Annotated in this window: 23 protein-coding genes; 2 read left to right on the forward strand and 21 right to left on the reverse strand. The window is 66.3% G+C overall.

Translation table 11 applies throughout. The features are described 5' to 3' along the window. Positions 1 to 2: 2 nt before the first annotated feature. The 20 genes from AC59JP_RS15930 to AC59JP_RS16025 all read right to left on the reverse strand — a co-directional run bounded on the left by AC59JP_RS15930 (position 3) and on the right by AC59JP_RS16025 (position 22,203). Positions 3 to 1,172 (reverse strand): AAA family ATPase, encoded by a 1,170-nt coding sequence (locus tag AC59JP_RS15930; protein WP_497326774.1) that lies wholly within the window; start codon positions 1,170 to 1,172, stop codon positions 3 to 5. 48 nt (positions 1,173 to 1,220) lie between these two features. Then, positions 1,221 to 2,513, reverse strand: coding sequence for an NDMA-dependent methanol dehydrogenase (mdo, locus tag AC59JP_RS15935; protein WP_497326775.1), 1,293 nt, complete (start codon positions 2,511 to 2,513; stop codon positions 1,221 to 1,223). Positions 2,514 to 2,641: 128 nt separating this feature from the next. Continuing rightward, positions 2,642 to 3,868: an MFS transporter gene (locus tag AC59JP_RS15940; RefSeq protein WP_497326776.1), complete on the reverse strand. Its 1,227-nt coding sequence runs from the start codon at positions 3,866 to 3,868 to the stop codon at positions 2,642 to 2,644. A 5-nt stretch (positions 3,869 to 3,873) separates the two neighbouring features. Next, positions 3,874 to 4,656: a glutamate racemase gene (locus AC59JP_RS15945; protein WP_497326777.1), complete on the reverse strand. Its 783-nt coding sequence runs from the start codon at positions 4,654 to 4,656 to the stop codon at positions 3,874 to 3,876. Between the two features lie 16 nt (positions 4,657 to 4,672). Continuing rightward, the gene (locus AC59JP_RS15950) at positions 4,673 to 5,233 is read right to left on the reverse strand and encodes a histidine phosphatase family protein (protein ID WP_497326778.1); all 561 of its coding nucleotides are present in this window, start codon (positions 5,231 to 5,233) and stop codon (positions 4,673 to 4,675) included. A gap of 97 nt (positions 5,234 to 5,330) precedes the next feature. Beyond that, on the reverse strand, positions 5,331 to 6,521 hold the full coding sequence (gene tuf / locus AC59JP_RS15955; protein ID WP_497326779.1) for an elongation factor Tu: 1,191 nt from the start codon (positions 6,519 to 6,521) through the stop codon (positions 5,331 to 5,333). Between the two features lie 95 nt (positions 6,522 to 6,616). Further along, positions 6,617 to 8,719: an elongation factor G gene (fusA, locus tag AC59JP_RS15960; protein WP_497326780.1), complete on the reverse strand. Its 2,103-nt coding sequence runs from the start codon at positions 8,717 to 8,719 to the stop codon at positions 6,617 to 6,619. A gap of 73 nt (positions 8,720 to 8,792) precedes the next feature. Then, positions 8,793 to 9,263: a 30S ribosomal protein S7 gene (rpsG, locus tag AC59JP_RS15965; RefSeq protein ID WP_027504615.1), complete on the reverse strand. Its 471-nt coding sequence runs from the start codon at positions 9,261 to 9,263 to the stop codon at positions 8,793 to 8,795. Position 9,264: 1 nt separating this feature from the next. Further along, complete coding sequence (gene rpsL, locus AC59JP_RS15970; protein ID WP_497326781.1) at positions 9,265 to 9,639, reverse strand: 30S ribosomal protein S12; 375 nt, start codon at positions 9,637 to 9,639, stop codon at positions 9,265 to 9,267. 292 nt (positions 9,640 to 9,931) lie between these two features. Beyond that, positions 9,932 to 10,453 (reverse strand): DUF3558 domain-containing protein, encoded by a 522-nt coding sequence (locus AC59JP_RS15975; protein WP_497327089.1) that lies wholly within the window; start codon positions 10,451 to 10,453, stop codon positions 9,932 to 9,934. A gap of 5 nt (positions 10,454 to 10,458) precedes the next feature. After that, a complete protein-coding gene (locus tag AC59JP_RS15980; protein WP_497326782.1) occupies positions 10,459 to 10,992 on the reverse strand; it encodes a DUF3558 domain-containing protein in 534 nt (177 codons plus the stop codon). Then, positions 10,968 to 12,389, reverse strand: coding sequence for a guanine deaminase (locus tag AC59JP_RS15985; protein ID WP_497326783.1), 1,422 nt, complete (start codon positions 12,387 to 12,389; stop codon positions 10,968 to 10,970). Before AC59JP_RS15985 ends, AC59JP_RS15980 begins: the two co-directional genes overlap by 25 nt. A gap of 60 nt (positions 12,390 to 12,449) precedes the next feature. Further along, a complete protein-coding gene (locus tag AC59JP_RS15990; RefSeq protein WP_497327090.1) occupies positions 12,450 to 13,046 on the reverse strand; it encodes a TetR/AcrR family transcriptional regulator in 597 nt (198 codons plus the stop codon). Further along, entirely contained in the window at positions 13,043 to 13,789 is a 747-nt protein-coding gene (locus AC59JP_RS15995; protein ID WP_497326784.1) for an enoyl-CoA hydratase family protein, read from the reverse strand. The genes AC59JP_RS15990 and AC59JP_RS15995 overlap by 4 nt, the downstream gene beginning before the upstream one ends. A 29-nt stretch (positions 13,790 to 13,818) precedes the next feature. Next, positions 13,819 to 14,985 carry an acyl-CoA dehydrogenase family protein gene (locus AC59JP_RS16000; protein WP_497326785.1) on the reverse strand — a complete coding sequence of 389 codons (1,167 nt, stop codon included), beginning with the start codon at positions 14,983 to 14,985 and terminating at the stop codon, positions 13,819 to 13,821. Next, complete coding sequence (locus AC59JP_RS16005) at positions 14,982 to 16,949, reverse strand: acetyl/propionyl/methylcrotonyl-CoA carboxylase subunit alpha (RefSeq protein WP_497326786.1); 1,968 nt, start codon at positions 16,947 to 16,949, stop codon at positions 14,982 to 14,984. Before AC59JP_RS16005 ends, AC59JP_RS16000 begins: the two co-directional genes overlap by 4 nt. A gap of 4 nt (positions 16,950 to 16,953) precedes the next feature. Further along, positions 16,954 to 18,552 carry an acyl-CoA carboxylase subunit beta gene (locus AC59JP_RS16010; protein ID WP_497326787.1) on the reverse strand — a complete coding sequence of 533 codons (1,599 nt, stop codon included), beginning with the start codon at positions 18,550 to 18,552 and terminating at the stop codon, positions 16,954 to 16,956. Beyond that, on the reverse strand, positions 18,549 to 19,697 hold the full coding sequence (locus AC59JP_RS16015; RefSeq protein WP_497326788.1) for an acyl-CoA dehydrogenase family protein: 1,149 nt from the start codon (positions 19,695 to 19,697) through the stop codon (positions 18,549 to 18,551). The genes AC59JP_RS16010 and AC59JP_RS16015 overlap by 4 nt, the downstream gene beginning before the upstream one ends. Beyond that, complete coding sequence (locus AC59JP_RS16020; RefSeq protein WP_497326789.1) at positions 19,694 to 21,397, reverse strand: acyclic terpene utilization AtuA family protein; 1,704 nt, start codon at positions 21,395 to 21,397, stop codon at positions 19,694 to 19,696. The genes AC59JP_RS16015 and AC59JP_RS16020 overlap by 4 nt, the downstream gene beginning before the upstream one ends. Further along, complete coding sequence (locus AC59JP_RS16025) at positions 21,394 to 22,203, reverse strand: TIGR03084 family metal-binding protein (protein WP_497326790.1); 810 nt, start codon at positions 22,201 to 22,203, stop codon at positions 21,394 to 21,396. The genes AC59JP_RS16020 and AC59JP_RS16025 overlap by 4 nt, the downstream gene beginning before the upstream one ends. A 241-nt stretch (positions 22,204 to 22,444) precedes the next feature. Between AC59JP_RS16025 and AC59JP_RS16030 the strand changes: the two genes are divergently transcribed. Beyond that, positions 22,445 to 23,176, forward strand: a complete 732-nt coding sequence (locus tag AC59JP_RS16030) for a hypothetical protein (RefSeq protein ID WP_497326791.1) — start codon at positions 22,445 to 22,447, stop codon at positions 23,174 to 23,176. A gap of 4 nt (positions 23,177 to 23,180) precedes the next feature. On the opposite strand, the gene AC59JP_RS16035 is transcribed toward AC59JP_RS16030, so the two are convergent. Continuing rightward, on the reverse strand, positions 23,181 to 24,176 hold the full coding sequence (locus AC59JP_RS16035) for an aldo/keto reductase (protein WP_497326792.1): 996 nt from the start codon (positions 24,174 to 24,176) through the stop codon (positions 23,181 to 23,183). 59 nt (positions 24,177 to 24,235) lie between these two features. Between AC59JP_RS16035 and AC59JP_RS16040 the strand changes: the two genes are divergently transcribed. Next, positions 24,236 to 25,156 (forward strand): DNA polymerase III subunit beta family protein, encoded by a 921-nt coding sequence (locus tag AC59JP_RS16040; RefSeq protein WP_497326793.1) that lies wholly within the window; start codon positions 24,236 to 24,238, stop codon positions 25,154 to 25,156. Positions 25,157 to 25,170: the final 14 nt, after the last annotated feature.

Genomic DNA, 25,170 nt, shown 5'->3' on the forward strand with positions numbered 1-25,170 from the left:
GGTCAGCGGCTCTTCGGCTTCTTCGGACCGAATCCGCGGGCGAAGGACTTGGCGCCCTGACTGGAGGGAACGGCCTTCTTGGCAGTGGCCACTGCCGTGGTCGCGCCGCCGTAGTAGTTGTCGTCGTGCCGACCGGGATCGTCCTTCGCGGCCCGGATCTCCTTCCCGCTGGGGCCGGCATCGTCGTGACTGTGATCATCGTGGCCGTGACCATGCCCATGGGCGTGCCCGTGACCGTGGTTCTCCTCGATCACCGCATTGGGGTCGATCAGTCGCGGAAGTGCGTCGAGCGCCTTACGCACGTCCTTGTCGTACTTGACGACGACGGACACCGTGTCGGACAACAGCTTTGCGGTCAGGTCGCTCGCACCCAGCACGGCCAGGGTGCGCGCCCAGTCGACGGTCTCGGAGATGGACGGCGACTTGCGCAGGTCCAGATCACGCAACCCGCGGACCACCTGGACCAGTTGCTCGGCAAGCGATTCCGAGAGCCCGGTGCCCTTGGAGTTCACGATCTCCAGCTCACGTTTCGCGGTCGGGTAGTCGAGGAAACTGTGCAGACAGCGCCGCTTGAGTGCGGCCGACAGGTCGCGAGTGTTGTTGGAGGTCAACACGACATACGGTTTGACCTTCGCGACGAACGTGCCCAGCTCCGGCACCGACACCTGGTTCTCACCGAGCAGCTCGAGCAGAACCGCCTCGAGTGCCTCGTCGGCGCGGTCGACCTCGTCGATCAGCAGCACGACCGGCTCCTCGGACCGAATGGCCTCGAGGAGCGGCCGCGGTGCGAGGAACCGCTCGGAGAAGAAGACGCTCTCCTGCGCCGAGATGCGATCGACCGCGTCGCCGAGAGTGTCGGCGTCGGCCACGAGCTGCCCGATCTTCTCCTTCAGCACCTGGGTGTAGAGGAGCTGCTTGCCGTAGTCCCACTCGTAGAGCGCCTTGGTCTCGTCCTGGCCCTCGTAGCACTGCAAGCGCAGCAGGCGCCGGCCGGTGACCTCCGCCAACGTCTTTGCCAGCTCGGTCTTTCCGACGCCCGCCGGTCCCTCCAGCAGGACCGGCTTGTCCAGTCGGGTCTGCAGGAAGACTGTGGTGGCGAGGCGGTCGTCGGTGATGTAGCCGACGTCCCCGAAGCGGGTGACGACGTCGTCGACGGAGCTGAAGTCGGGCACTGGGAGTCCTATCGAGGAGGGGCGGGCAGGCCTGAGGCCGGGGCGGTTCTAACCGATCAGGTCGTCGAGATCGCCTGTCATGCAGTGCTCCACGACGGGCCGAACCGTCTCGAAGGTGCATTCCTTGAGGTTGCCCGGGGTGCAGGCGTCGCCGAGCACGTGGTGCGTGATGCGGTCGATGTCCTTGTCGTCACCGTTGATGACCGGCGAGTTCTGGTAGAACTTGGTCGGCCCGGTGCCCAGGCGGTTCTTGCTGTAGGTGTCCGAGTGCACGTCGGTGAACTTCTCCGCGATGCCCACGTCACGCAGCAGCTGGATCGCCGCTTCGAGTGCGGCGTGCGCCGCGCGGGTGTCGGACATGCCGTGGGTGTCGATTCCCATGGCGACGGCGATGTCCGCGAATTTGCGGTAGTCGGCCGTCATGTTGAACGCCCACACCCGCGGCAACGCGATGGCGTTGTTGAGGCCGTGGTGCGTGTCGTAGAACGCGCTGATCGCGTGGCTGATGGAGTGGACGATGCCGAGACCACCGGAGTTGAAGGCCTGCGCGGCGATGTACTGCGCGTACATCATTCCCTCGCGACCCGGCAGGTCCTCACCGTTCCACGTTGCGGCCCTGAGGTTCTCGACGGTCATCTTGATGGCGTGCAGCGCATTGCCCTTGGACGGCTCGAAGTTCAGGCGCGAGACGTACGGCTCGCTGGCGTGCGCGAGAACGTCGAATCCGCACTGAGCGGTGTAGTCGGTGGGGCAGGTGTAGTAGAGCACCGGATCGTCGATCGCGAGCGTGGTGACGCTGGCGTCGTCGAAGGCCACGTACTTGTGCGGGTTGTCCGGATCCGTCGTGGTGTCGGTGATGACGTACGCCCACGATGTCTCCGAACCCGTTCCCGCCGTGGTCGATACGGCGATGTGGGGCGGGTTCTTCGGATTCTCGCTCTTGTTGAAACCCTCGAACTCGTTGACGTTGCGGCCGTCGTGCGCGACGGCGATACGGGCGCCCTTGCACGCGTCGTGGGACGAGCCGCCGCCGATGGAGACGAAGCTGTCACACTTGGCTTCGGAGTACATCGCGACGGCGTCCATCACGTTGTAGTCCTTGGGATTCGACTCCACCTGGTCGTACACGACCACCTCGAGACCGTGGTAGCGCATCGACTCCACGATGTTGTGGACGGTGTCGGTTCCGCGGAGACCCGACGTCATCACGAGAGTCTTCTTGAACCCGAGCTTCAGCGCTTCGGGGCCGATCATCTCGTGCGCGCCGGGGCCCATCATGGCGCGCGGGAACGGGTGAAACTCTTTGATGGGGAACGGCTTCAGTAGGTCGTCGACCTTCATGTGATTGTCCTTTGCGCGACGGTTCGAATGACTGAACCGACGGTAGGACGTGTGAGCGCCACCACACAGTGCTCCGCGGACGAACCGTCCGGTTGCGGCAGGTGAACCGTCCGATCGGGCAGGTGCCGTTACTGGCCGGTGCGGCCTGCAATTCGCGCCAACCCGGCCGCCGACCACAGGGCCAGACTCATGACGACACTGCCGTAGACGATCCCCGTCGACACCAGGCCGATGCTGTGCACCGCAATCCCGCCCACGATCGCGGGCACGCTGAACGCCACGTAGTTGACGACGAACATCGTCGCGAACACGCTGCCCCGCTGATCGGCCGGCGTGACATCGCCGACCACCCGCATCGAGCCGAGAAACGCCGCACCCCAACCGAAACCGGACACCGCAGACCCGACGAAGTAGATCCAGGCGACACCGCAGGACAGGCCGATCACGTTCGCGGCGAGGCCGGACGCCAGCACGACCGTACCGATCGTCATCACCCGCCGCGGATCGACGTTGCGCATCAGCGCAGCACCCAGGGCGCCGGCGGTGAAGAGGGTGAAGATGTCGAAACCGCTGAGTACCGCGCCGTGCAGGCCGAACACGGACACGATGATCGACGGTCCCAGCGACAGGTGGAACCCGCCGAGTGCCCAGACGGCGACAAGGCACGGAAGCACCACGAGAAACTCGGAACGCATGGACGCCGGAATGGACATCCTGGGCAAAAGAGTCTGCGCCACATGTCGTTTCGAGGTGAATCCGCGCGGCTCGGTCGACTCCGGGATCGCCACTACGACAGCCGCGAGGACGACCAGGACCGCGATCAGCAGCACGAAAACCAGCACCCGTGGGAACGGTGCGAACTGAACCAGAGTGCCCGCGCCCAGCGCTCCGAGACCGAGACCGATGGACGGGGCGACGCTGTTGACCACCGGCCCGTGCGCCGCGGTCGGCTGCAGATCCACGATCGACGCGGTGAGCGCACCGGTCGCAGCACCCGCCGCCGCGCCCTGCAGAATGCGCGCCACGATGAGCCAGGTGACGCTGTCGGCCAACGCGAACACCGCGAGACTCACGATCAGCACGAGCAGCGAGCCCAGCACGATCGGCTTACGACCCACATGGTCCGACAACGACCCGACGGTCAGAATCGCGGCGAGCAGGGCGAAGGCGTAGACGGCGAAGACGAACGTGAGCGTCGTCGACGAGAATCCCCAGGCCTGCTGATACACGGGATACAGCGGCGACGGCGCGGCCGACGACGCCATCAGCGTGAAGAACACCACGCCGACGATCCAGAATGCTGCGGTTCGCGAAATGCGGGACTGCCGGGCACCGGGCATCAGGTCGGTCTGCATGTGGCTTACAGCAATTTGTGAGTGCCGACCATTCCCTCGCCGGCGAGCAGACGACCCGCCTCGAACGCCAGCGCCCCGACCGGAAGCGCACCCGGCCGACCACTCAGGAACACCTGCACGGCGCCCGAACCGGGCTGACCACCCACCTCGTCCAGCCGCTTGAGCGTCTGACGCGCCACCGCCTCGGCACTGTCGAACAACTCCACACCCGGCGGCAGAGCCGCGACGATCTCCGGGGCCACCAGCGGGTAGTGGGTGCACCCCAGCACCAACGCGCGGGTACCACCCGGCGTACGGGCGGCTGCCGATGCAATAGCCGCAGAGACCGCCGGGGAGTCTCCACGGTCGATCGCGTCGGCGAGTCCGTGGCAGGCGACGGCGGTGACCTGTTTTCCGTGGGCGAACTGCTCGATCAGGTCGGCTTGGTATCGGCTGGCCGTGGTCGCCGCGGTGGCCCAGATCGCGATCGAATCATGCTTCGCCGCAGCGGGTTTGATGGCCGGGACGGTGCCGACCACGGGAACGGACGGACCGAGGGCGACGCGGGTGTGGCTCAGCGCCGTCACCGACGCGGTGTTGCACGGAAGGACCACGACGTCGGCGCCCATCTCGACGGCCCGGCGCGCGGTGGTGACCACCTTGTCGATGGTCCACGCTTCGGGTTTCGGCCCCCACGGCGCGTTGTCGGGATCGGTGAAGAGCAGCTGATCGAGGTCGGGTCGCAGACGCTTGAGCCACGCGGCGGTCGGCAGCATGCCGAGGCCGGAGTCGATGAGCGCAGCGATCACGCAGCAAATCTACCTGTCAGAGCCTCGACGACGCGCACCTGAGGGTCCAGTGGTTCCCGCGCCGGTGCATCGAGGTCAGGCTGAGCGGCATCACGTCGATGCGCCAGAACGCCTGCAGCGGAGCGCCCAGCGCGATCACGACGGCGGCGCGAACGACGGCCGGGTGGGTGACGGTGAGGGTGCGCGACCCTTCGTCGAGGGTGCGCAGCCAGCCGGCCACCCTCGTCACGACGTCGGAGACCGATTCGCCTCCGTGCGGCGCCGCGCGGGGGTCGGTGAGCCAGGCGTGCAGTTCGTCGTCGCCGAGGTCGGTCATGGCTCTGCCGGTCCATCGTCCGTAGTCGACGTCGCGCAGAGCGTCCTCGACTCGAACCTCCGAAAGTCCCAGGTGGGCAGCCGTTTCCACGGTGCGGCGCTCGGGTGCGCTCAGGACCGCGCCACCGCGTACCAGGGCCCGGCCGTCGACCTTCTCCACGTCGCGCAGGCCGGTCGCGTTGAGCCCCTCGTCGGCCGGGAAACGCACGCTGCGCGTCGCCTCCGTTGCGGCGTGCGACACGAACGCCAGCTTGACCGTCACCCCGAGCAGCGTACGGTTTCGCGGCGCCCAATCCCGGCTGGAAACGCCGAACGGCGCACATCCCGGAGGATGAGCGCCGTCGGCGGTGTAGCTGGTGTTACTTGTTGATCTTCGTGACGCGACCGGCGCCGACGGTGCGGCCACCCTCGCGGATCGCGAAGCGCAGGCCCTCGTCCATGGCGACCGGCTGGATCAGCACGACGGACATCTCGGTGTTGTCACCGGGCATGACCATCTCGGTTCCTTCCGGCAACGTCACGACGCCGGTGACGTCGGTGGTGCGGAAGTAGAACTGCGGGCGGTAGTTGTTGAAGAACGGGGTGTGGCGGCCACCCTCGTCCTTCGACAGGATGTAGGCCTGGCCCTCGAACTCCGTGTGGGGAGTCGTGGTGCCGGGCTTGACGACAACCTGTCCACGCTCGACGTCTTCGCGCTTGATGCCACGCACGAGGAGGCCGACGTTGTCGCCTGCCTGGCCCGAGTCGAGCAGCTTGCGGAACATTTCGATGCCGGTGACGGTGGTCTTGGTCGACTTCTCCTTGATGCCCACGATCTCGACATCTTCGTTGACGTTGACCGAGCCGCGCTCGATACGACCGGTGACGACGGTGCCACGACCGGTGATCGTGAAGACGTCCTCGACGGGCATGAGGAACGGCTTGTCGGTCTCACGGACGGGGTCCGGAACCGAGTCGTCGACGGCCTGCATGAGCTCGAGAACGGACTCTGCCCACTTCTCGTCGCCCTCGAGGGCCTTGAGCGCGGAGACCTTGACGACGGGAGCGTCCTCGTCGAACTCCTGTGCGGCGAGGAGCTCGCGCACCTCCATCTCGACGAGCTCGATGATCTCGTCGTCGTCGACCATGTCGGCCTTGTTCAGCGCGACGAGGATGTACGGCACGCCGACCTGGCGGGCGAGCAGCACGTGCTCACGCGTCTGGGGCATCGGGCCGTCGGTGGCTGCGACGACGAGGATTGCGCCGTCCATCTGAGCCGCGCCGGTGATCATGTTCTTGATGTAGTCCGCGTGGCCCGGAGCATCGACGTGTGCGTAGTGGCGCTTCTCCGTCTGGTACTCGACGTGGGAGATGTTGATCGTGATACCACGAGCCTTCTCCTCCGGCGCCTTGTCGATCTGATCGAAGGCCGAGGCCTCGTTCAGGTCCGGGAACTTGTCGTGCAGAACCTTGGTGATTGCAGCCGTCAGCGTCGTCTTACCGTGGTCAACGTGACCAATGGTGCCGATGTTGACGTGCGGCTTCGTCCGATCGAACTTCGCCTTCGCCACTGTGTCCTCCTGGACTGTTGTGTGCCTGCGTCATGCAGAATTACGGGTTTTCTTGGGCATTTGGTGCGGTCGTGCTTTGGTCCAGCTCGGGGGCGTTATTCCCCAGTGGCCTTCGCGATGATTTCCTTCGAGACGTTCGCGGGAACCTCTGCGTAGGAATCGAACACCATGGAGTAGTTCGCGCGACCCTGGGTACGAGACCGCAGGTCACCGATGTAACCGAACATCTCCGAGAGCGGAACCAATGCCTTGACGACACGGGCACCACTGCGTTCCTCCATGGCCTGAATCTGGCCACGGCGGGAGTTGACGTCGCCGATCACGTCGCCCATGTACTCCTCGGGCGTGATCACCTCGACAGCCATGAGCGGTTCGAGGATCACGGGACCGGCCTTGCGGGCCGCTTCCTTGAGTGCCTGCGAACCGGCGATCTTGAACGCCATTTCCGACGAGTCCACATCGTGGTACGCACCGTCGAGAAGCGTCAGCTTCAGGTTCACCAGCGGGTAGCCGGCGAGCACGCCGTACTGCATGGCGTCCTGTGCACCGGCGTCGACCGACGGGATGTACTCGCGCGGGACACGTCCGCCGGAAACCTTGTTCTCGAACTCGTAGGTCGCGCCGTCTTCGCCGACGAAGGGCGCGAGGCCGATGATGACCTTCGCGAACTGGCCCGATCCACCCGTCTGCTTCTTGTGGGTGAACTCGTGCTTCTCGACCGTCTTGGTAATGGTCTCGCGGTAGGCCACCTGCGGCTTGCCGACGTTGGCCTCGACCTTGAACTCGCGACGCATGCGGTCGACGAGGATGTCGAGGTGGAGCTCGCCCATGCCGCCGATGACGGTCTGGCCGGTCTCCTCGTCCTGCTTGACCGAGAACGTGGGGTCCTCTTCGGCCAGCTTCTGGATCGCGGTGCCGAGCTTCTCCTGGTCGGACTTGGTCTTGGGCTCGATCGAGACCTGGATGACCGGGTCCGGGAAGCTCATCGACTCCAGGATGATCTGGTTCTGCGGATCGCAGAGCGTGTCACCCGTCGTCGTGTCCTTGAGACCGATCACGGCGTAGATGTGACCGGCGCTCGCGGTGGCAACCGGGTTCTCCTTGTTGGAGTGCATCTGGAAGAGCTTGCCCAGACGCTCCTTCTTGCCCTTGGTCGAGTTGATGACCTGAGCGCCGGAGTCGACCTTGCCCGAGTACACGCGGACGTAGGTCAGCTTGCCGAAGAACGGGTGCGTGGCGATCTTGAACGCCAGAGCCGCGAACGGCTCGTCGGCGCTCGGCTTGCGCGTGAGCTGCTTCTCCTCGTCGCCCACGGCGTGTCCGACGGTCTCGGCGACGTCGAGCGGGGACGGGAGGTAGTCGATGACCGCGTCGAGCATGGGCTGAACGCCCTTGTTCTTGAACGCGGAGCCACACATGATCGGGTACAGCTCGGAGTTGACCGTCATCTTGCGGATGGCGCCCTTGATCTCCTCGATCGTGAGCTCTTCACCGCCGAAGAACTTCTCGAGCAGCGCCTCGTCGGACTCGGCGACGGTCTCCATGAGCTCCTGGCGGTACTGCTCCGCCTGCTCCTGCAGATCGGCCGGGATCTCGACGGTCTCGTAGGTCTCGCCGAGCTTCGTCTCGCCGCGCCAGACCTTCGCCTTCATCTCGACCAGGTCGACGATGCCCTCGAAGCTGTCCTCTGCGCCGATCGGCAGCTGGATGACCAACGGCTTGGCGCCGAGGCGGTCCTTGATGGTCTGCACGGTGAAGAAGAAGTCCGCACCGAGCTTGTCCATCTTGTTGACGAAGCAGACACGCGGCACGTCGTACTTGTCGGCCTGACGCCAGACCTGCTCCGACTGCGGCTCGACGCCCTCTTTGCCGTCGAACACGGCAACGGCACCGTCGAGGACGCGGAGCGAACGCTCCACCTCGACCGTGAAGTCGACGTGACCCGGGGTGTCGATGATGTTGATCTGGTTGTCTTTCCAGAAGCACGTGGTAGCTGCAGAAGTGATCGTGATGCCACGCTCCTGCTCCTGCTCCATCCAGTCCATGGTGGCTGCGCCGTCGTGGACCTCACCGATCTTGTACGAGATACCGGTGTAGAAGAGGATGCGCTCGGTAGTGGTGGTCTTGCCGGCATCGATGTGAGCCATGATGCCGATGTTTCGGACCTTGTTCAGGTCGGTCAGCACGTCCTGTGCCACGAAATCATCCGCCTTGGTGTTGAGGAAAACTGCTCGGTACTGGAGTTACAACGTCGCAGAACGCGACGAAGTTTCACCAGCGGTAGTGCGCGAAAGCCTTGTTGGCTTCTGCCATCTTGTGCGTGTCCTCGCGACGCTTGACTGCTGCGCCGAGACCGTTGCTGGCGTCGAGGAGCTCGTTGGCGAGACGCTCGACCATGGTCTTCTCACGACGTGCGCGAGAGAACGAGACCAACCAGCGCAGGGCCAGTGTGGTGGAGCGGCCCGGACGGACCTCGACGGGAACCTGGTAGGTGGCGCCACCGACACGGCGGCTGCGCACCTCGAGGGCAGGCTTGACGTTGTCGAGCGCGCGCTTGAGGGTGACGACCGGATCGGTGCCGGTCTTCTCGCGTGCCTGCTCGAGTGCCTGGTAGACGATGCGTTCTGCGGTCGACTTCTTGCCGTCGAGCAGAATCTTGTTCACAAGCTGCGTGACCAACGGCGACCCGTAGACCGGGTCGTTGATCAACGGACGCTTGGGTGCGGGGCCCTTGCGTGGCATATCAGCTCTTCTCCTTCTTGGCGCCGTACTTGCTTCGAGCCTGCTTGCGGTTCTTGACGCCCTGCGTGTCGAGCGAGCCACGGATGATCTTGTACCGAACACCGGGGAGGTCCTTCACGCGACCGCCGCGGACGAGCACCATCGAGTGCTCCTGCAGGTTGTGTCCCTCACCGGGGATGTAGGCGGTGACCTCGACAGCGGTGGTCAAGCGAACACGCGCGACCTTACGAAGAGCGGAGTTCGGCTTCTTCGGAGTGGTGGTGTACACGCGAGTGCACACGCCACGGCGCTGCGGGCTGCCCTTCAGGGCAGCGGTCTTCAGCTTGTTGACCTTGTCGGTGCGGCCCTTACGGACCAGCTGATTGATGGTTGGCAATGTAACCGGCTTTCTTCGTGTCGCGAGCCTCGACGGACCGAGACTCAGGGATCCAGCAGTTGGAGCAAGAGAGCTGCTGCTCCTCACCCATGGCGCTACCGCGGTCTGTTACCCCGCGGTCGGGTGTGTCGCGTACCCCCACACGTGCAGCCGTCAGTGACAGCTGTACCTCGCATAGGCACACAAACGGCCCGGACGAGCCGGACCCGATTTACCACGTTACCCGTCGGCGTGGTCGACGGTCAAAACGCGCCCCGCGTGCTAGCGCGCAGGCGCTCGGATTTCATAGCGCTCAGGCACTCAGATTGAGGGCCAACTGCATCAATTTGGTGGCCGCAGCGCACGAATCCGCCGAACTACCGGGCCGATACTGAACCCACCACCCGAAAACACCGCTGCCAGGCGCACCGGCCGACACCCCACACGACGCCGGATCGGTCGGCTGGCGGATCTCGATCGCCTTGCGCGAGGACACGGTGACGTCGGTGACGTTCCAGCCGAGCCTCTGATTGGCCGTCTTCTCGTTGTCGAGCGTCCCGTTCTCGAACCAGTCGAACGTCACGTGCACCGCGCCGGTCGCGCCGGCGACGTCCCACCGACAGATCGCCCCGAGGAAGCCCCTCTCGATCTGGTTGCCGCCGACGACCTGAGCGATCTGGTCCTCGGTGACGGCGTTGCATTCCTCGAGAAGGTTGGTGAAGTTCTCGTCCCCGAGGTCGACGCGCGCCGCCGTCGGCGTTCCCTCGATGGTGCTGCCGCAGCCGGCAAGCAGTAACACTGCAGCCAGCGGCGCCAGTTTTCTCCCCGTCCCCATGAGTGTCACCGGGCCCTCGATGCCACGAGTTCGAGCAGATCGGTCGAGACGGTGCACGCGTCCGCGGTCGGCGTCGTGTCGGAGTACGTGACCGACATGTGAATGAAGTCCGGCCCGTACTGCAGTGCCGATTCGCACAGCGTCACCTGCCCCCTCGCGTTGGTGTACCGCGCCTGAAAGCCCTGCTTGCCGTCGATCTCGATGTCCTCCGCCGGGCGTCCGATGAGCTCGGAACTGGCACGCTCGCGCCCGATCGGTGATCCGCGATACCAGGAGAAGCTCACGCTGGGACCCGTCGGACCCGTTGTTTCCCAGACGCACCCGACGGAATTGCGATTCACGACGGCGAACGACGGGACGGCGAACGCGGACCGCACCTCGTCGTCGGTGAGCGAGCCACACACACCGAAATCGGGACCGAGAGCCGGAGCGACGGTGGTGGTCGCGGCACCGGCGTCGGAGGAGTCCGAGCCGCCGGATCCACAGGCCGCCGCGGTGAGCACGGCGGCCAGAGTCACGAGGATCCGGACGGTGCGCATGGGGACGAGGATAGCCGTCGGCCCCGCACGAATACCTGTGCGATGGCGGGCTCGCGCATCGTCATCAACAAAGTGAACAGCCGCTGGTCGCGGGCCAGGACAGGATCGTCAGAGAAGTGCCCGTAGGTGAGTGCGTCGTGCAGGGGTCGCCACGCCGAGGGGTCCACGACCAGGAAGTCGGCATCCTTGCCCGCGTCCAGGTTTCCGAAACGCTCCTCCATGTCGAGCGCCCGAGCGCCCGCGAGCGTGCCGCTGAACAACAGCTCGGCGGGGTGCAGCGAAAGTCCGTCCGTGCCGGGCTCGGAGATGTGCACCTTGAACGAGTCGTTGAGGACGCGGGCAATGCAGAACTCGTCGCCGCCGCCGTGATCGGAGCCCATCGACACGGTCACCCCCGACGCGATCGTGCGTTTCCACGGCATGGTCCCGGAACCGAGGAACTGCTGCGACGTCGGGCAGTGCGAAATCGACGTTCCGGTCTCGGCCATCCGCGCCAGTTCGCTGTCCTCACAGTGGACGGCGTGGGCGAGGATGCTGCGGCGGCCGAGCAGCGTCGAGCCACCGACCTTCGATCCGGGCAGGAACTTGCCGTCGTAGGTGTCGAGGTAGGTGTGGGTGCCGAACACCTGCTTCGTCGCCGACACCTCACCGGTTCCGGGACGGTCGTTCTCGTTCAGGTGGGTGTGGAAATAGACGCCCCGTTCTCGGACGTCGTCGTAGAGGTCGCCCAGAGCGGCGAAGGTCTCCGCCGTGACCGACAGCGAGAACCGGGGAACGACGGCCACGTGCAGCAAGGAGTCCGCGCCGCCGTGCCACGTCTCGATCTCCGCGCGGGTGAGCCGAATTGCGTCGGCCTCGCTCGTGATCAGCGGGGCGGCCGACGACGGGCCGCGGGTCTGGATGCCGCGGCCGCTCACGATCCGCAGACCCCGGCGCGCGGTTTCCTCGAACAGTGCGTCCTGCGCGTGCGGGAACGCTGACCCGAACACCATGGCCGCCGTCGTGCCCGCGGCAATTCGCCTGTCGCAGAATTGTTCTGCGGCAAGTGCGGCGAAACCGGGGTCGCTCAGCCGCGCCTCGGACGGAAACACGCACCGCTCGAGCCATTCGAGCAACTGGCCGCCGCCGTAGGCGTCGCCGGTAAAGGTCTGTGGGAAGTGCACATGGGTGTCGACGAATCCCGGGATCAGGAACCCGGGGCGGTGATCGTCGGTGGGGGCGTCGGCGAATTCGGCAGGGAGGTCCGCGAACTCGCCCGAATAGACGATGCGGCCCTCGTCCACCACCAGAGCGCCGTCCTCGTGTTCGACGAGGGCGGCGTCGCACTCACCGACTGTCGGCGACCCGGCGATGTGGAACACGTGGCCGCGGTGAACGCGTGCGGTCTCGGACGTCACGCGCCGAGCCAAGCACAGGTGCGGCCGGTGTGCAGCGCGGCCGATCAGTGTTCGGGCCGGTCAGTCTTTCTGCATCGCCACGTCGAGGACGTCGGCCCAGGCGCGCACGACCTCGCTGCGTCGTCGGGTGTCGTCGGTGAGGAGGTCGGCGAGCCCGAGGCCGCGGGCCAGGTCGAGCGTCGCCTGCACCAGCCGGTGCACGGTGGGGTCGGAGTCGTCGACACCGAGGTTGTCTACGGCCATCTGGTGCGCGCGGCGGCCGAACTTCTCTTCGAGCGGGACGATCCGGTCGCGCAACTCGGGGTCGGCGGCCGCCGCGGTCCACACCTGCAGGGCTGCCTTGAACATCGGGCCGGTGTAGTACTCGACCAGCCGTTCCACGACGATCTTGGTGCGCCCGGGTCCGGGCGGAATCATCTCCGCTTCGCGTCGCGCGACGTCGGTGCGCTCGTCGAACATGTACTCGAGGGCCGCGGTGATGAGGTCTTCACGCGTCGGAAAGTGGTGTTGGGTGGCGCCGCGCGAGACCCCGGCACGTTCGGCGACCACACCGACGGTCGTGGCGTTCCATCCCGCTTCTGCGAGCGATTCGATGGTCGCCTCGAGCAGTCGCCGACGGGTGACCCGACTGCGGTCCTGTTTGGGTGTGCGCGTCACCGTGACCATCGCGGCGGCCTCTTCTCGAGGAACGACATCATGCCCTCACGGGCCTCCTCCGACGCGAACAGCCGGGCGGACGTCGCCGCGAGATCGTCTGCGAGAGAGTCGAAATCGGCCAGCATCGAGCGCGTCGTCAGCGCCTTGGACTCCGCGAGTCCCTGCGGTGACGCCTTGCGGAGCGAGTCGAGGATCTCCTGAGCGGCAGCGTGCGGATCCGCTGCGGTGCCACTGATCAACCCGATCGCCTCCGCCTCGTCCGGTCCGAACTTCTCTCCGGTGAGAAAGTACCGGCCGGCGCTGCGCGAGGTGAGACGAGGTAGGAGGGTCAGCGACACGATCGACGCGGCGAGGCCGAGGCGTGCCTCGGTGAGCGCGAAAGTGCTCTCGGGTCCGCTGACGACGATGTCGCACGCGCCGACGAGACCCATCCCGCCGGCGCGCACGTGGCCGTCGATAACGCCGACTACCGGTTTGGGGCACTCGACGATGGCGCGAAGCAGGTCGACCATCTGCTGCGTCCGCGTCTCCGGCGAGCTACCCGCTTCCGTCAGATCCGCACCGGCACAGAACGTTCCACCGGTGTGCGTGAGCACGACCGCACGGATGTCGCTGTCCCCGGCCGCATCGCTGAGGCCCTGCGTCAATTCCTCCACCAGCACGCTCGAGAGCGCGTTGCGGTTCTGCGGCGAGTTCAGGGTGAGGGTCGCGACGGCGTTCTCTTTCGTGTATTCGACGGCCATGCGGGTAGGCCGGAGGCCGGTCGGTTCCATCAGTAGGACCGAGCGAGGCCCAGCGAGTGCTGCGAGACGAAGTTCAGGATCATCTCGCGGCTCACCGGTGCCACGCGGGCGATTCGTGCCGCACCCAACATGGACGCAAGGCCGTACTCGGCGGTCAGGCCCGCGCCGCCGTGGGTCTGGATCGCCTGATCGAGAGCCTTGATACTCGCCTCTGCCGCAGCGTATTTGGCCATGTTGGCCGCTTCCGCCGCGCCGAAGTCGTCGCCGCTGTCGTACAGAGCGGCAGCCTTCTGCATCATCAACCGGGCCAGCTCCAGCTCGATCTTCACCTGCGCCAGCGGGTGCGCGATGCCTTGGTGCGCCCCGATGGTCGACTTCCACACGGTGCGTTCGTTGGCGAACTTCACGGCGGCGTCGAGTGCGTAGCGGCCCATCCCGATGGCCATGGCCGCGCCGAGAATGCGCTCGGGGTTCAGGCCCGCGAACAGCTGCATCAGCGCTGCATCCGGTTCGCCGACCAGCGAGGCGGCAGGCAACCGCACCTGATCGAGGAACAGCATGAACTGGTGATCGGGCTCGATGATGTCCATGTCCATCGCGGTCTTGGTCATGCCGTCCGAGCTGGTGGGGACGATGAACAGCGCCGGCTTGAGCTTGCCGGTCTTCGAGTCCTCGGTGCGCGCCACGACGAGCACCGCGTCGGCCTGATCGACACCGGAGATGTAGATCTTGTTTCCGGTCAGGATCCAGTCGTCGCCGTCGCGCCGGGCGGTCGTCGTGATCTGGTGGGAGTTCGAGCCGGCGTCGGCCTCGGTGATACCGAAGGCCATGATCTTGGACCCGTCGGCGAGGCCGGTCAGCCACTCCTGCTTCTGATCCGCGGTGCCGTACTTGCCGATGATGGTGCCGCAGATGGCCGGGGACACGACCACGAGGAGCAGTCCGGCGCCGTGCGCGGCCATCTCCTCCTGCACGAGCGCGAGCTCGTAGATGCCCGCACCGCCGCCGCCGTATTCCTCGGAGATGTTGACGCCGAGGAAGCCGAGCTTGCCGGCTTCGGTCCACAGCTCGGTCAGGGGCTCGCCGCGGCGGGCCTTGGGCAGCACGTAGTCCTTGTAGTTGAAGCGCTGACCGAGGGCCGATACCGACGCGCGCAGTTCCTTCTGCTCGTCCGACTCGATGAATCCGAAACTCATTGTGCTTCTCCTTCTATCACTGCCAGTACCGAGCCCACGTCGACCTGCTCGCCGACGCTCACGCCGAGGTGGGTGAGGACGCCCGCCGCGGGTGCGACGATCGTGTGTTCCATCTTCATTGCTTCCAGCCACAGAATCGGCGTTCCGACCGCGACGGTGTCCCCCACCGCAGCGCCGACCCGCACCACCACACCCGGCATGGGCGCCACCAACGATCCTGCCGCGACCTGCTCCGACGGGTCGACGAATCGCGGAACCGATGCGAGAGTCACTGGACCGAGCGCGGAATCGACGTACACCTCACGTCCGTAGCGGGCTACCCGGAACATGCGGCGGATTCCGTCGACCACCAGCACGGCCTCGCTGGGAGTGGCGTTCTCGACGACGACCTCCGGGAAGTCCGGGGCGGTGATCGCGCCCCGCACTCGGAGGTAGTCGACGGCGATGGTTCCGCACTCGGCCTCGTACTCCTTGCGCTGCGGGGCCGACGCCATGTTGCGCCACGCCGCACCCACGTTCCGCAGAGTGCCGGTCGCGGCCCGGTTGTTCGCCGAATCCGTCAACGCGGCGGCGAGCGCGGACAGTCGCTGAGTCTGCTCACCGGCCACCGGCGCGCTCAGCACCTGCAGGTCGTGAGTTGCGAAGAACGCCGTGTCGGTGTCCCCCGCCAGGAACGCCGGGTGTCGCAACACCGTGACGAGCAGATCGCGGTTGGTCCTCAGACCGTGAATTGCCGCGTCGTGCAGCGCTTTCGCGAGGAGATGTGCTGCGCGCGCCCGGGTGTCCGCGAACGAGATGACCTTGGCGAGCATGGGGTCGTAGTCGACACCGACCACACCGCCGTCGACGATTCCGGAGTCGAGCCTGATGCCCGGGGCGGTGAGGACGTCGAATTCCTCGCGCACACCGGGGATGTGGAAGCGGTGTACCGGCCCGCTCTGCGGCTGCCAGTTCTGCGCCGGGTCCTCGGCGTACAGGCGCACCTCGATGGAGTGGCCGCGGGCCGCCGGAGGCTCCGCCGGCAGGCGCTCACCGTCGGCGACGCGAAGTTGAAGGTCGACGAGGTCCAGCCCGGTGGTGCACTCGGTGACCGGATGTTCCACCTGCAGACGGGTGTTCATCTCCAGGAAGAAGAAGTGGCCGTCCTCGTCGCTCAGGAACTCGACGGTGCCGGCGCCCTCGTAGCCGATGGCGTTCGCCGCAAGCCGTGAGGCCTCGAACAGACGCTCGCGCATCCCCGGAGTTCTCTCGACCAGAGGCGACGGCGCCTCTTCGATCACCTTCTGATGACGACGCTGAATGGAGCATTCGCGCTCCCCGACGGCCCAAACGGTACCGAACTTGTCGGCCATCACCTGCACTTCGATGTGCCGTCCGGTTTCGAGGTACCTCTCGCAGAAGACGGTGGCATCACCGAAGGCGGACAGCGCTTCTCGCTGCGCCGCCTCGATCTCGTCGGCAAGTCGCTCGATCTCGCGGACCACGCGCATGCCGCGGCCACCGCCTCCGGCGGACGCCTTGACGAGCACCGGAAGGTCGCTCTGCGTGATGTCGGCCGGGTCCTTCTGCTCGAGCACCGGGACACCGGCGTCGCGCATGATCTTCTTCGACTCGACCTTCGAGCCCATCAGCTCGATGGACTTGGTGGGTGGGCCGATCCACGTGAGGCCGGCGTTCTGCACGGCCTGCGCGAATTCGGCGTTCTCCGAAAGGAATCCGTACCCGGGATGAACGGCGTCGGCTCCGGCCGCTTTCGCTGCCGCGATGACGAGGTCGCCGCGCAGATAGGTGTCCGAGGGCTTGGAGCCGGGCAACCGCACGGCCGCGTCCGCTTCCCGGACATGGGGGCTCTCGGCGTCGGGGTCGGAGAACACCGCGACGGTCCCGAGCCCGTTTCGCCGGGCCGTCGCGAAGACGCGGCGGGCGATTTCGCCGCGGTTGGCGACTGCAATTCCAGTGATCATGGCGTCACATCCGGAAGACACCGAAGTTGGCGGTGCCTTCGATCGGGGCGGTGGCGATGGCCGACAGGCACATTCCCACCACCGTGCGGGTGTCTCGGGGGTCGATGACGCCGTCGTCGTACAGGCGCCCGGAGAGGAACATGGGTAGCGACTCGGCCTCGATCTGGCCTTCGATCATCGCGCGCATGCCGGCGTCGGCCTCGGGATCGAAGGCCTGGCCGCGCGCCTCGGCGGACGCCCGGCTGACGATGGAGATGACCCCGGCAAGTTGCGCGCCGCCCATGACCGCGGATTTCGCACTGGGCCAGGCGAAGAGGAAGCGGGGATCGAATGCGCGACCGCACATGCCGTAGTGACCGGCCCCGTAGGACGCGCCGAGCAGGATCGAGATGTGCGGCACCGTGGAGTTCGAGACGGCGTTGATCATCATCGACCCGTGCTTGATCATCCCGCCCTCCTCGTACTCTCGGCCGACCATGTACCCGGTCGTGTTGTGCAGGAACAACAGTGGGGTGTTCGAGCGGTTGGCCAGCTGGATGAATTGCGTCGCCTTCTGCGATTCCTCGCTGAAGAGCACGCCGCGGGCGTTCGCCAGAATGCCGATGGGGTAGCCGTGCAGCTCGGCCCAGCCGGTCACGAGGCTGCCGCCGTACATCGGCTTGAACTCGTCGAAGTCGGAGCCGTCGACGATGCGGGCGATCACCTCGCGCGGATCGAACGGGGTCTTCAAATCGGCCGGGACGATGCCGAGCAGATCCTCCTCGTCGTAGAGCGGCGGGAGAACGGTCTCACGCGGCGCCGGCCCCTTCTTCTTCCAGTTCAACCGCTTGACGATGGAGCGGCCGATGCGGATGGCGTCCCGCTCGTCCACAGCGAAGTAGTCGGCCAGACCCGATGTGCGAGCGTGCATCTCGGCACCGCCGAGCGATTCGTCGTCGGACTCCTCACCGGTGGCCATCTTGACCAGCGGAGGTCCGGCCAGGAACACCTTGGACTGCTCCTTGATCATCACCACGTGGTCCGACATGCCGGGGATGTACGCACCGCCGGCGGTGGAGTTGCCGAACACCAACGCGATGGTGGGGATGCCCTGGGCGGACAACTGCGTCAGATCGCGGAACATGCGCCCGCCGGGGATGAACACTTCCTTCTGCGTGGGCAGGTCGGCGCCGCCCGACTCCACCAGCGAGATCACCGGGAGACGGTTCTGCACCGCAATGTCGTTGGCGCGAAACCCTTTGCGCAGCGTCCAGGGGTTGCTGGTTCCGCCGCGGACGGTCGGATCGTTCGCCACGATCAGGCATTCGACGCCGCTGACCACGCCGATCCCGACGACGGTGCTGGCGCCGACCGGGAAGTCGGTTCCCCATGCCGCGAGGGGGCACAGTTCGAGGAAGGGCGAATCCTCGTCGACGAGAAGTTCGATGCGCTCGCGTGCGAGAAGTTTGCCGCGCTTGTGATGTCGCTCGGTGTACTTCTCGCCGCCGCCCGCGATGGCCTTGGCGTGCTCGGCGTCGATCTCGGCGAGCTTGGTCGTCATGGTCTCCGCTGCGGACGCGAATTGTTCACTGGTGTTGTCCAACAAGGACTTCAGTGTTGTCACTTCATGTACCCCAATCGCTTCGCGGCGAGGCCGGTGAGGATTTCGGTGGTCCCGCCACCGATACCGAGGATGCGCATGTCGCGGTACTGCCGCTCGACTTCGCTCTCGCTCATGTAGCCGAGGCCGCCGAACAGTTGTACGGCCTGCGAGGCAACCCACTCGCCGGCTTCGACGGCGGTGTTCTTGGCGAAGCACACCTCGGCAATGCAATCGTCGTCCGTGGTGATGGCCCGTTCGACGAGGGCGCGGGTGTAGATGCGGGCGACGTCGATCTTCCGGTGCATCTCGGTGAGGGTGTTCTGCACGGACTGCCGTGCGATCAGCGGTTTGCCGAACGTGTCCCGGTCTCGGGTCCACTGGACCGCCAGATCGAGGCAGCGCTGGGCGCTCGAATAGGCCTGCGCGGCAAGCGCTGCGCGTTCGGTGACGAACGCTTTCGCGATCTGCGCGAAACCGGTGTTCTCCGCACCGACCAGGTTCTTCACCGGGACGCGCGCGTCCTGGAACGACAACTCCGCGGTGTCGGAGGCCCGCCATCCCATCTTGTCCAGTTTGCGCGAGACCTCGAACCCGGGTGTGCCCTTCTCGATCACGAGCAGAGACACGCCGCCGGCACCCTCACCGCCGGTGCGGACGGCGGTGACGACGAAGTCGGCTCGGCACCCCGAGGTGATGTAGGTCTTGGATCCGTTGACCACGTAGTGATCTCCGTCCTTGACCGCGGTGGTGCGCAGGTGGCCGACGTCGGAGCCGCCGCCCGGCTCGGTGATGGCCAGCGACCCGATCAGCTCCCCGCGCAGCGTCGGCGCCACCCAGCGTTCGATCTGCTCGGCGTCGTGCGCACCGATCAAGTGCGGCAGGGCAATTCCGCAGGTGAACAGCGAGGCGAACAAACCGCCCGACGCACCCGCCTCGTGCATCGACTCGCAGATGGTCAGAGCGTCGGCCAGATCGCCGCCCTCGCCGCCCGCCCACTCGGGGAATCCCGCGCCGAGAAGGCCCAGAGAGGCTGCGCGCACGTGCAGTTCACGCGGGATCTCGCCGTCGCGCTCCCACTGGTTCAGATGGGGAGCGATGTCCTGCTCGACGAAGCTGCGCACGGTCTTGCGCAGCTGCTCCCGCTCGGATGTGGTCCAGATGTTCACTCGACGCCTTTCGAGAACGCAACGGATTCGGGGATGTCGACGTGCCGCGATCGCAGCCACTCCCCCAGGCCTTTCGCCTGCGGATCGAAACGAGCCTGCGACGCGACGCCCTGCCCGAGGATGCCGTCGACGACGAAATTGACGGCCTTGATGTTGGGGAAGAGGTAGCGGGACACCGTCAGCCCGGCCGTCTCGGGCAGCAGCTCGGTGATCTTCTGGGCGGTCAGTTCGTGTGCGAGCCAGGCCCACTCGACATCGGTGCGAACCCACACCCCCACGTTGGCGTTGCCGCCCTTGTCGCCGCTTCGCGCCGCGGCGACGGTACCGAGCGGTGCGCGCACCGTCGGCTCGGCCGGGAGTGGTTCCGGAAGGTGCTGTTCGGGTTCCGATTCAGCCGGGGCCGTGTCGGCGGGGGGCTCGATCTCGACTCGCTCCCCGTCGGGAAGCACTGCCACGTGCTCCGGGGCCTTCTGGTCGACGTACCCGGGCTCGAACACGCCGTACGGGCTGGCCGCGGACGGTGGAGCCGTGACATGGAAGCCGGGGTAACTCGCCAACGCGAGTTCGACTGCAGCAGAGGAGAACACACGGCCGACCTTGTTGGCGTCGTCGTCCCGCACGACGACCCGCAGCAGAGCGCTGGCCGCTTCCTCGCTGTCGGCGTCGGGATGATCGGTGCGGGCGAGGGTCCAGTCGATCTCACGCGGGGCCGGCTGCAACGCGGCGATCATCTGGCTCTTCGCGAGATCGGCCTTGGCCTCGATGTCGAGACCGGTGAGAACGAACGTCATCTCGTTCCTGAACCCGCCCAACAGGTTGCGCGAGACCTTGAGTGTGGCGGGCGGCGGTTCACCGACGGCGCCCGAGATACGCACGCGATCGGGCCCCTCCTGCGCCAGGGACACCGAGTCCATGCGGGCGGTGACGTCGGGGCCGAGGTAGCGGGCACCGGTGATCTCGTACATCAGCTGCGCCGTCACGGTGCCGACGGACACGGCGCCGGACGTGCCGTCGTGCTTTGTGATGACGGAGGTGCCGTCGTCGTAGATCTCGGCGATCGGGAAGCCGGGGCGCGACATGTCCGCGATCTCGGTGAAGAACGAGTAGTTGCCGCCCGTCGCCTGCGTTCCGCATTCGATGACGTGTCCGGCAACGACGGCGCCGGCCAGCTTGTCGTAATCGGTTCTGCCCCAACCGAACCTGGAGATGGCCGGAGCGACCACGACTGATGCATCGGTCACCCGTCCGGTGACCACCACCTGCGCACCGGCGTCGAGGCAGCGGGCGATGCCGAACGCGCCGAGGTAGGCGTTGGCGGTCAGGGGCGATCCGAGATCGAGTTCGGCTGCGCGGGGCAGCAGATCGTCACCCTCCACGTGCGCGACAGTGGTTGCCACACCGAGCTTCTCGGCCAGCTCGCGGATGGCGTCGGCCAGGCCGGCCGGGTTGAGGCCGCCCGCGTTCGCGACGATCGTGACGTTCTTGTCGCTCGCGAGACCGAGGCACTCCTCGAGCTGGCGCAGGAACGTCTTGGCGTAGCCGCGCCCCGGATCCTTCATCCGGTCTCGGCCGAGGATGAGCATGGTGAGCTCGGCGAGGTAGTCGCCCGTCAGGTAGTCGAGTTCGCCGTCGGTGAGCATCTCGCGCATGGCGGAGAGCCGGTCGCCGTAGAAGCCGGAGCAGTTGCCGACGCGGATCATGATTCTCTTTTCGATCGTCCGGCACCGGGCGTCCCCGCGAACGCCTGCGCGATGGTGAGCCAGTGTGTCGCGTCGTCGCCGGTTGCGGTGATGTCGACGTCGTCTCGGTGGACGCGCTGGGTGACGAGGAGGCAGAAGTCCGCTGCGGGTCCGGTGACGCGCTGCGGTGCGTCCTCGGGTCCCCACGTCCAGAGGTCGCCGTCGGGAGCGGTCAGCTCGATGCGGAACGGCTCGGCCGGCGCGGGCAGCCCGTGGACCGCGTACGCGAAGTCGCGGGTCCGGACGCCGATGTGCGCGACGTGCTTCAATCTGGCCGTCGGGGTTCGCTCGACACCGAGGGCGTCGGCAACGTCCTGCCCGTGCGCCCAAGTCTCCATGATCCGGGCCGTCGCCATGGACGCCGGGCTCATGGGCGGACCGAACCATCGAATCTTCGTTCCGTCCGGTACGCGCGGCAGAACGTCGAGCAGTTGTGAGCGTCCGAGCCGCCACATCGCCAGAAGGGTTGTCACCGGTTCGGTGGCGAGCTTCTCGCACTCCGTGTCGACGAAGGTGTCGGGCGCCGCCATCGCGTCGGCGATCACCGCGTCGAATGCCGCACCGGCGTCCTCGTCACCGGCTGCCCCCGCTGCGGTCAGCGCGGACGCGTGATCGGTCCAGTGCAGGTGGGCGATCTGGTGCGCCACCGTCCATCCGGCAGCGGGTGTGTCGGCCTGCCAGCCGGAGCTGTCCGCGTCGGACACCATCGCGTCGAGCGCGTCTCCCTCCGCACGGAGGTCCGCCAGGATCGCAGTCAGGGGCGCCATGCGGGTAACCGTCGCACCATGGCGACAAAAAAGCAAGCACGCTTGCTTGTTTAACGATTTTGTGAGAACTCCCAAAACAGTCGGAAAAGCCATTCATCCCCGTTTTCGAAACCGATCCCTGGTTTACGGTGATCCGAATGGGTGCAGTCCCAATACCGCACCCGGCCGACTATTGATTCGCGACACGCTGCACGAGACGAGATCGTGTGCGGTCGCCCGCATCGGAGGGAGCGTGATCGCGATGGTGACACAAGACGGGTTTCCGGCGCCGCGACGGGCCTACGGTGCGTCGCGACCGTTCACCACGGCATTCGATCCCGGCGCGGAGTCGCGCACGGAATACACCCCGGACACCCGCGCGGTCGACGACGTCCTGATGCCCGAGCCCGACGACGAGCCGCTGGGCGAACTCGAAGGTCGATACGAGTGGATCGTCGGCCTGATGTCGTCCTTCACCGACGAACGCATCGTGCGCTGGATCATCGCGTTCTTCACCGCATCGATGGGCGTCTGCGCGACGCTCGAGATCATGTTCGGCTTCGGGTCGACGTCGACGATCGGGCTGGGCATCCAGGTCGGCGCGGCGGCGTTCGCCTTCGCCGCCGCGCTCTGGTGGCTGATCATCTCGTGGCCCCGACTGCGCACCCTGTTCGTCTTCATCATGCTGGCCGACGTCGGCATCCTCGCGGCCAACCTCAGCGCGAACATGCCCCCGGCATACGCCGTCGGAAAGACGTCGTTCTTCGTCGTTCTCGGATTGGTCGCCGGCATCTTCCTGGACCGCTGGATGCTGGTCGCACATGTTGCCTTGGTCAGCGCATCGGTGACCGGAATCATCGGCTACAACATGCTGTTCCAGGACGTCCCGCCGCTCGGCGCACTCGTCGTCTGGGCGCCGGTGATGTCGCTCGTCCTGGCCATCCCCGCGCTGCTGTACACCTTCGTGCGGGCCGTGCGGTTGGACCAGTCCTAGACGCTCACTCGTCGATGCTGGACATGTCTCCGTAGCGGGCCCCGGCCACCGCGGTCGACGGAACCGCCGCTTCGAGTTCGTCCAGATCGCTCTGCGAGACGACCACGTCGAGGGCCGCGACGTTCTCCTCCAGGTACCGCACGCGCTTGGTTCCCGGAATGGGCGCGACGTCGTCGCCCTGAGCAAGAACCCAGGCCAGGGCGAGTTGGCCCGGTGTGCAGCCGAGTCGGTCGGCAATGTCCTTGATCTTGGCGACCAGGGCCAGGTTGTTCTCCAGTGCGTCGCCCTGGAAACGCGGGAAGTATGCGGTGCGGCGCGAATCCTGCTCCGCCAGAGCCGACTCCGACGTGATGGCACCCGTCAGCAGACCGCGCCCCAGCGGCGAATACGGCACCAGCCCGATCCCCAGCTCGCGCAGGGTCGGCAGGACCGACTCCTCCAGATCGCGGGTGAACAGTGAGTACTCGGTCTGCACCGCCGTGATCGGGTGCACCGCATGGGCACGCCTGATGGTCGACGCCGACGCCTCCGACATCCCGAGGTGACGAACCTTTCCGGCCTGCACCAGTTCGGCCATCGCGCCCAGGGTGTCCTCGATCGGAACCGACTTGTCGACGCGATGCTGGTAGTAGAGGTCGATGTGATCGACACCGAGCCGACGCAGCGACGCGTCGCACGCCGAGCGGACGTACTCCGGGGTGCCGTTGATTCCGAGGCGCGTGCCGTCGGCGAGACGCTCGTTGCCGAACTTCGTGGCGAGAACGACCTCGTCCCGTCGGCCCCGAATTGCCTCGCCGACCAGTTCCTCGTTGACGAACGGTCCGTACATGTCCGCCGTGTCGAGGAAGGACACCCCGAGATCGAGTGCTCGACGGATGGTGGCGATGCCGGATTCTCGGTCGGTGTCGCCGTAGAACTCGGACATGCCCATACAGCCGAGGCCGAGAGCGGAGACGGTCAGCGGGGACTGAATGCCGAGGGTGCGCGTTGCGAGAGTCATGATTTCAGTTCTACTCGCACGCTTGACCTTCATGTTGGTTCAGCCGCGATGATCGGGTCATGGCAGAACTCATCACCATCGGCGCCCTGGCCCGCGCGTGCGGTCTCACCACCAGCGCGTTGCGCTTCTACGACGATTGCGGTCTGTTGGTGCCCGCCGAGGTGGACACCACCACCGGATACCGGTTCTACGAGGCATCGCAGGTCACGCGAGCGTCACTGATCCGCCGGCTGCGAGAGATCGACGTGCCGCTGGCGGTCGTGTCCTCGATCCTCGACGGTGACCGTGCGGCCGGCGAAGCACTGCTCGACTCGCACGTCGACTCTCTCCGTCGCAAAGCGGCTGCAGCGGCCGAAGTCGTGGACTCACTGAGAGTCGGCACCGTGGTGGTGCCGGGCCCGTTGTTCGCCAGAGCGGCCGAGCAGGTGTGTTCAGCGGCAGCGGTCGACGGCGACATTCGGGTGCTGAACGGCGTGCTCGTCGAGGTCGGCGAATCCTCGATCACCCTCACGGGCTCGGATCGATTCCGACTGGCGACCCGCAGCCTGCCGGTGGAGTCGGACTCGTCGTGGTCGTGCGTGGTGGAGGCGAGCTCGTTGTTGCGGGCGCTCGGCTCAGCGGGCAGTCGGTCGCACCTCCGTGTGCGCGACGGCTTCTTCGTCGACGACATCCGCTGCGAGACGATCGAGGAGACATTCCCCGACGTTGGAGGAATGATGCGCGACCTCGGTCCCGTCCGGACTCGAAAGATGGTCGACCGGACCGAGCTCGTCGCGCAGGTCGAAGGCTCCGAGAGATTCTCCACGGCCGAACTCGGCGTGGACATGACGTTCGATTCTGTTCGGTTGCTGGCCGCGCTTCACAGCGCGGTGAGCTCGGAAGTCATGCTGGACTTCCTCGGGCCGCAGCTTCCCCTCGTCGTGCGGTCGGCGGACGACGGCGACCTGACGATGCTGGTGATGCCGGTGGAGGCAGCGTGAGCGAGTCCAGACGT

The sequence above is a fragment of the Rhodococcus sp. 320_ES genome, assembly GCF_059691855.1.

Bases quoted from the DNA above. Each gene is read 5' to 3' on its own strand.
- AC59JP_RS16040 (WP_497326793.1), top strand. From the start codon at position 24,236: ATGGCAGAACTCATCACCATCGGCGCCCTGGCCCGCGCGTGCGGTCTC.
- AC59JP_RS16020 (WP_497326789.1), bottom strand. From the start codon at position 21,397: ATGATCCGCGTCGGCAACTGCTCCGGCTTCTACGGCGACCGGCTCTCC.
- AC59JP_RS15980 (WP_497326782.1), bottom strand. From the start codon at position 10,992: ATGCGCACCGTCCGGATCCTCGTGACTCTGGCCGCCGTGCTCACCGCG.
- AC59JP_RS16030 (WP_497326791.1), top strand. From the start codon at position 22,445: ATGGTGACACAAGACGGGTTTCCGGCGCCGCGACGGGCCTACGGTGCG.
- AC59JP_RS16000 (WP_497326785.1), bottom strand. From the start codon at position 14,985: ATGAGTTTCGGATTCATCGAGTCGGACGAGCAGAAGGAACTGCGCGCG.
- mdo (WP_497326775.1), bottom strand. From the start codon at position 2,513: ATGAAGGTCGACGACCTACTGAAGCCGTTCCCCATCAAAGAGTTTCAC.
- AC59JP_RS15975 (WP_497327089.1), bottom strand. From the start codon at position 10,453: ATGGGGACGGGGAGAAAACTGGCGCCGCTGGCTGCAGTGTTACTGCTT.
- AC59JP_RS16025 (WP_497326790.1), bottom strand. From the start codon at position 22,203: ATGGCGCCCCTGACTGCGATCCTGGCGGACCTCCGTGCGGAGGGAGAC.
- AC59JP_RS16005 (WP_497326786.1), bottom strand. From the start codon at position 16,949: ATGATCACTGGAATTGCAGTCGCCAACCGCGGCGAAATCGCCCGCCGC.
- AC59JP_RS16035 (WP_497326792.1), bottom strand. From the start codon at position 24,176: ATGACTCTCGCAACGCGCACCCTCGGCATTCAGTCCCCGCTGACCGTC.
- AC59JP_RS15940 (WP_497326776.1), bottom strand. From the start codon at position 3,868: ATGCAGACCGACCTGATGCCCGGTGCCCGGCAGTCCCGCATTTCGCGA.
- rpsG (WP_027504615.1), bottom strand. From the start codon at position 9,263: ATGCCACGCAAGGGCCCCGCACCCAAGCGTCCGTTGATCAACGACCCG.
- AC59JP_RS15995 (WP_497326784.1), bottom strand. From the start codon at position 13,789: ATGGCCGTCGAATACACGAAAGAGAACGCCGTCGCGACCCTCACCCTG.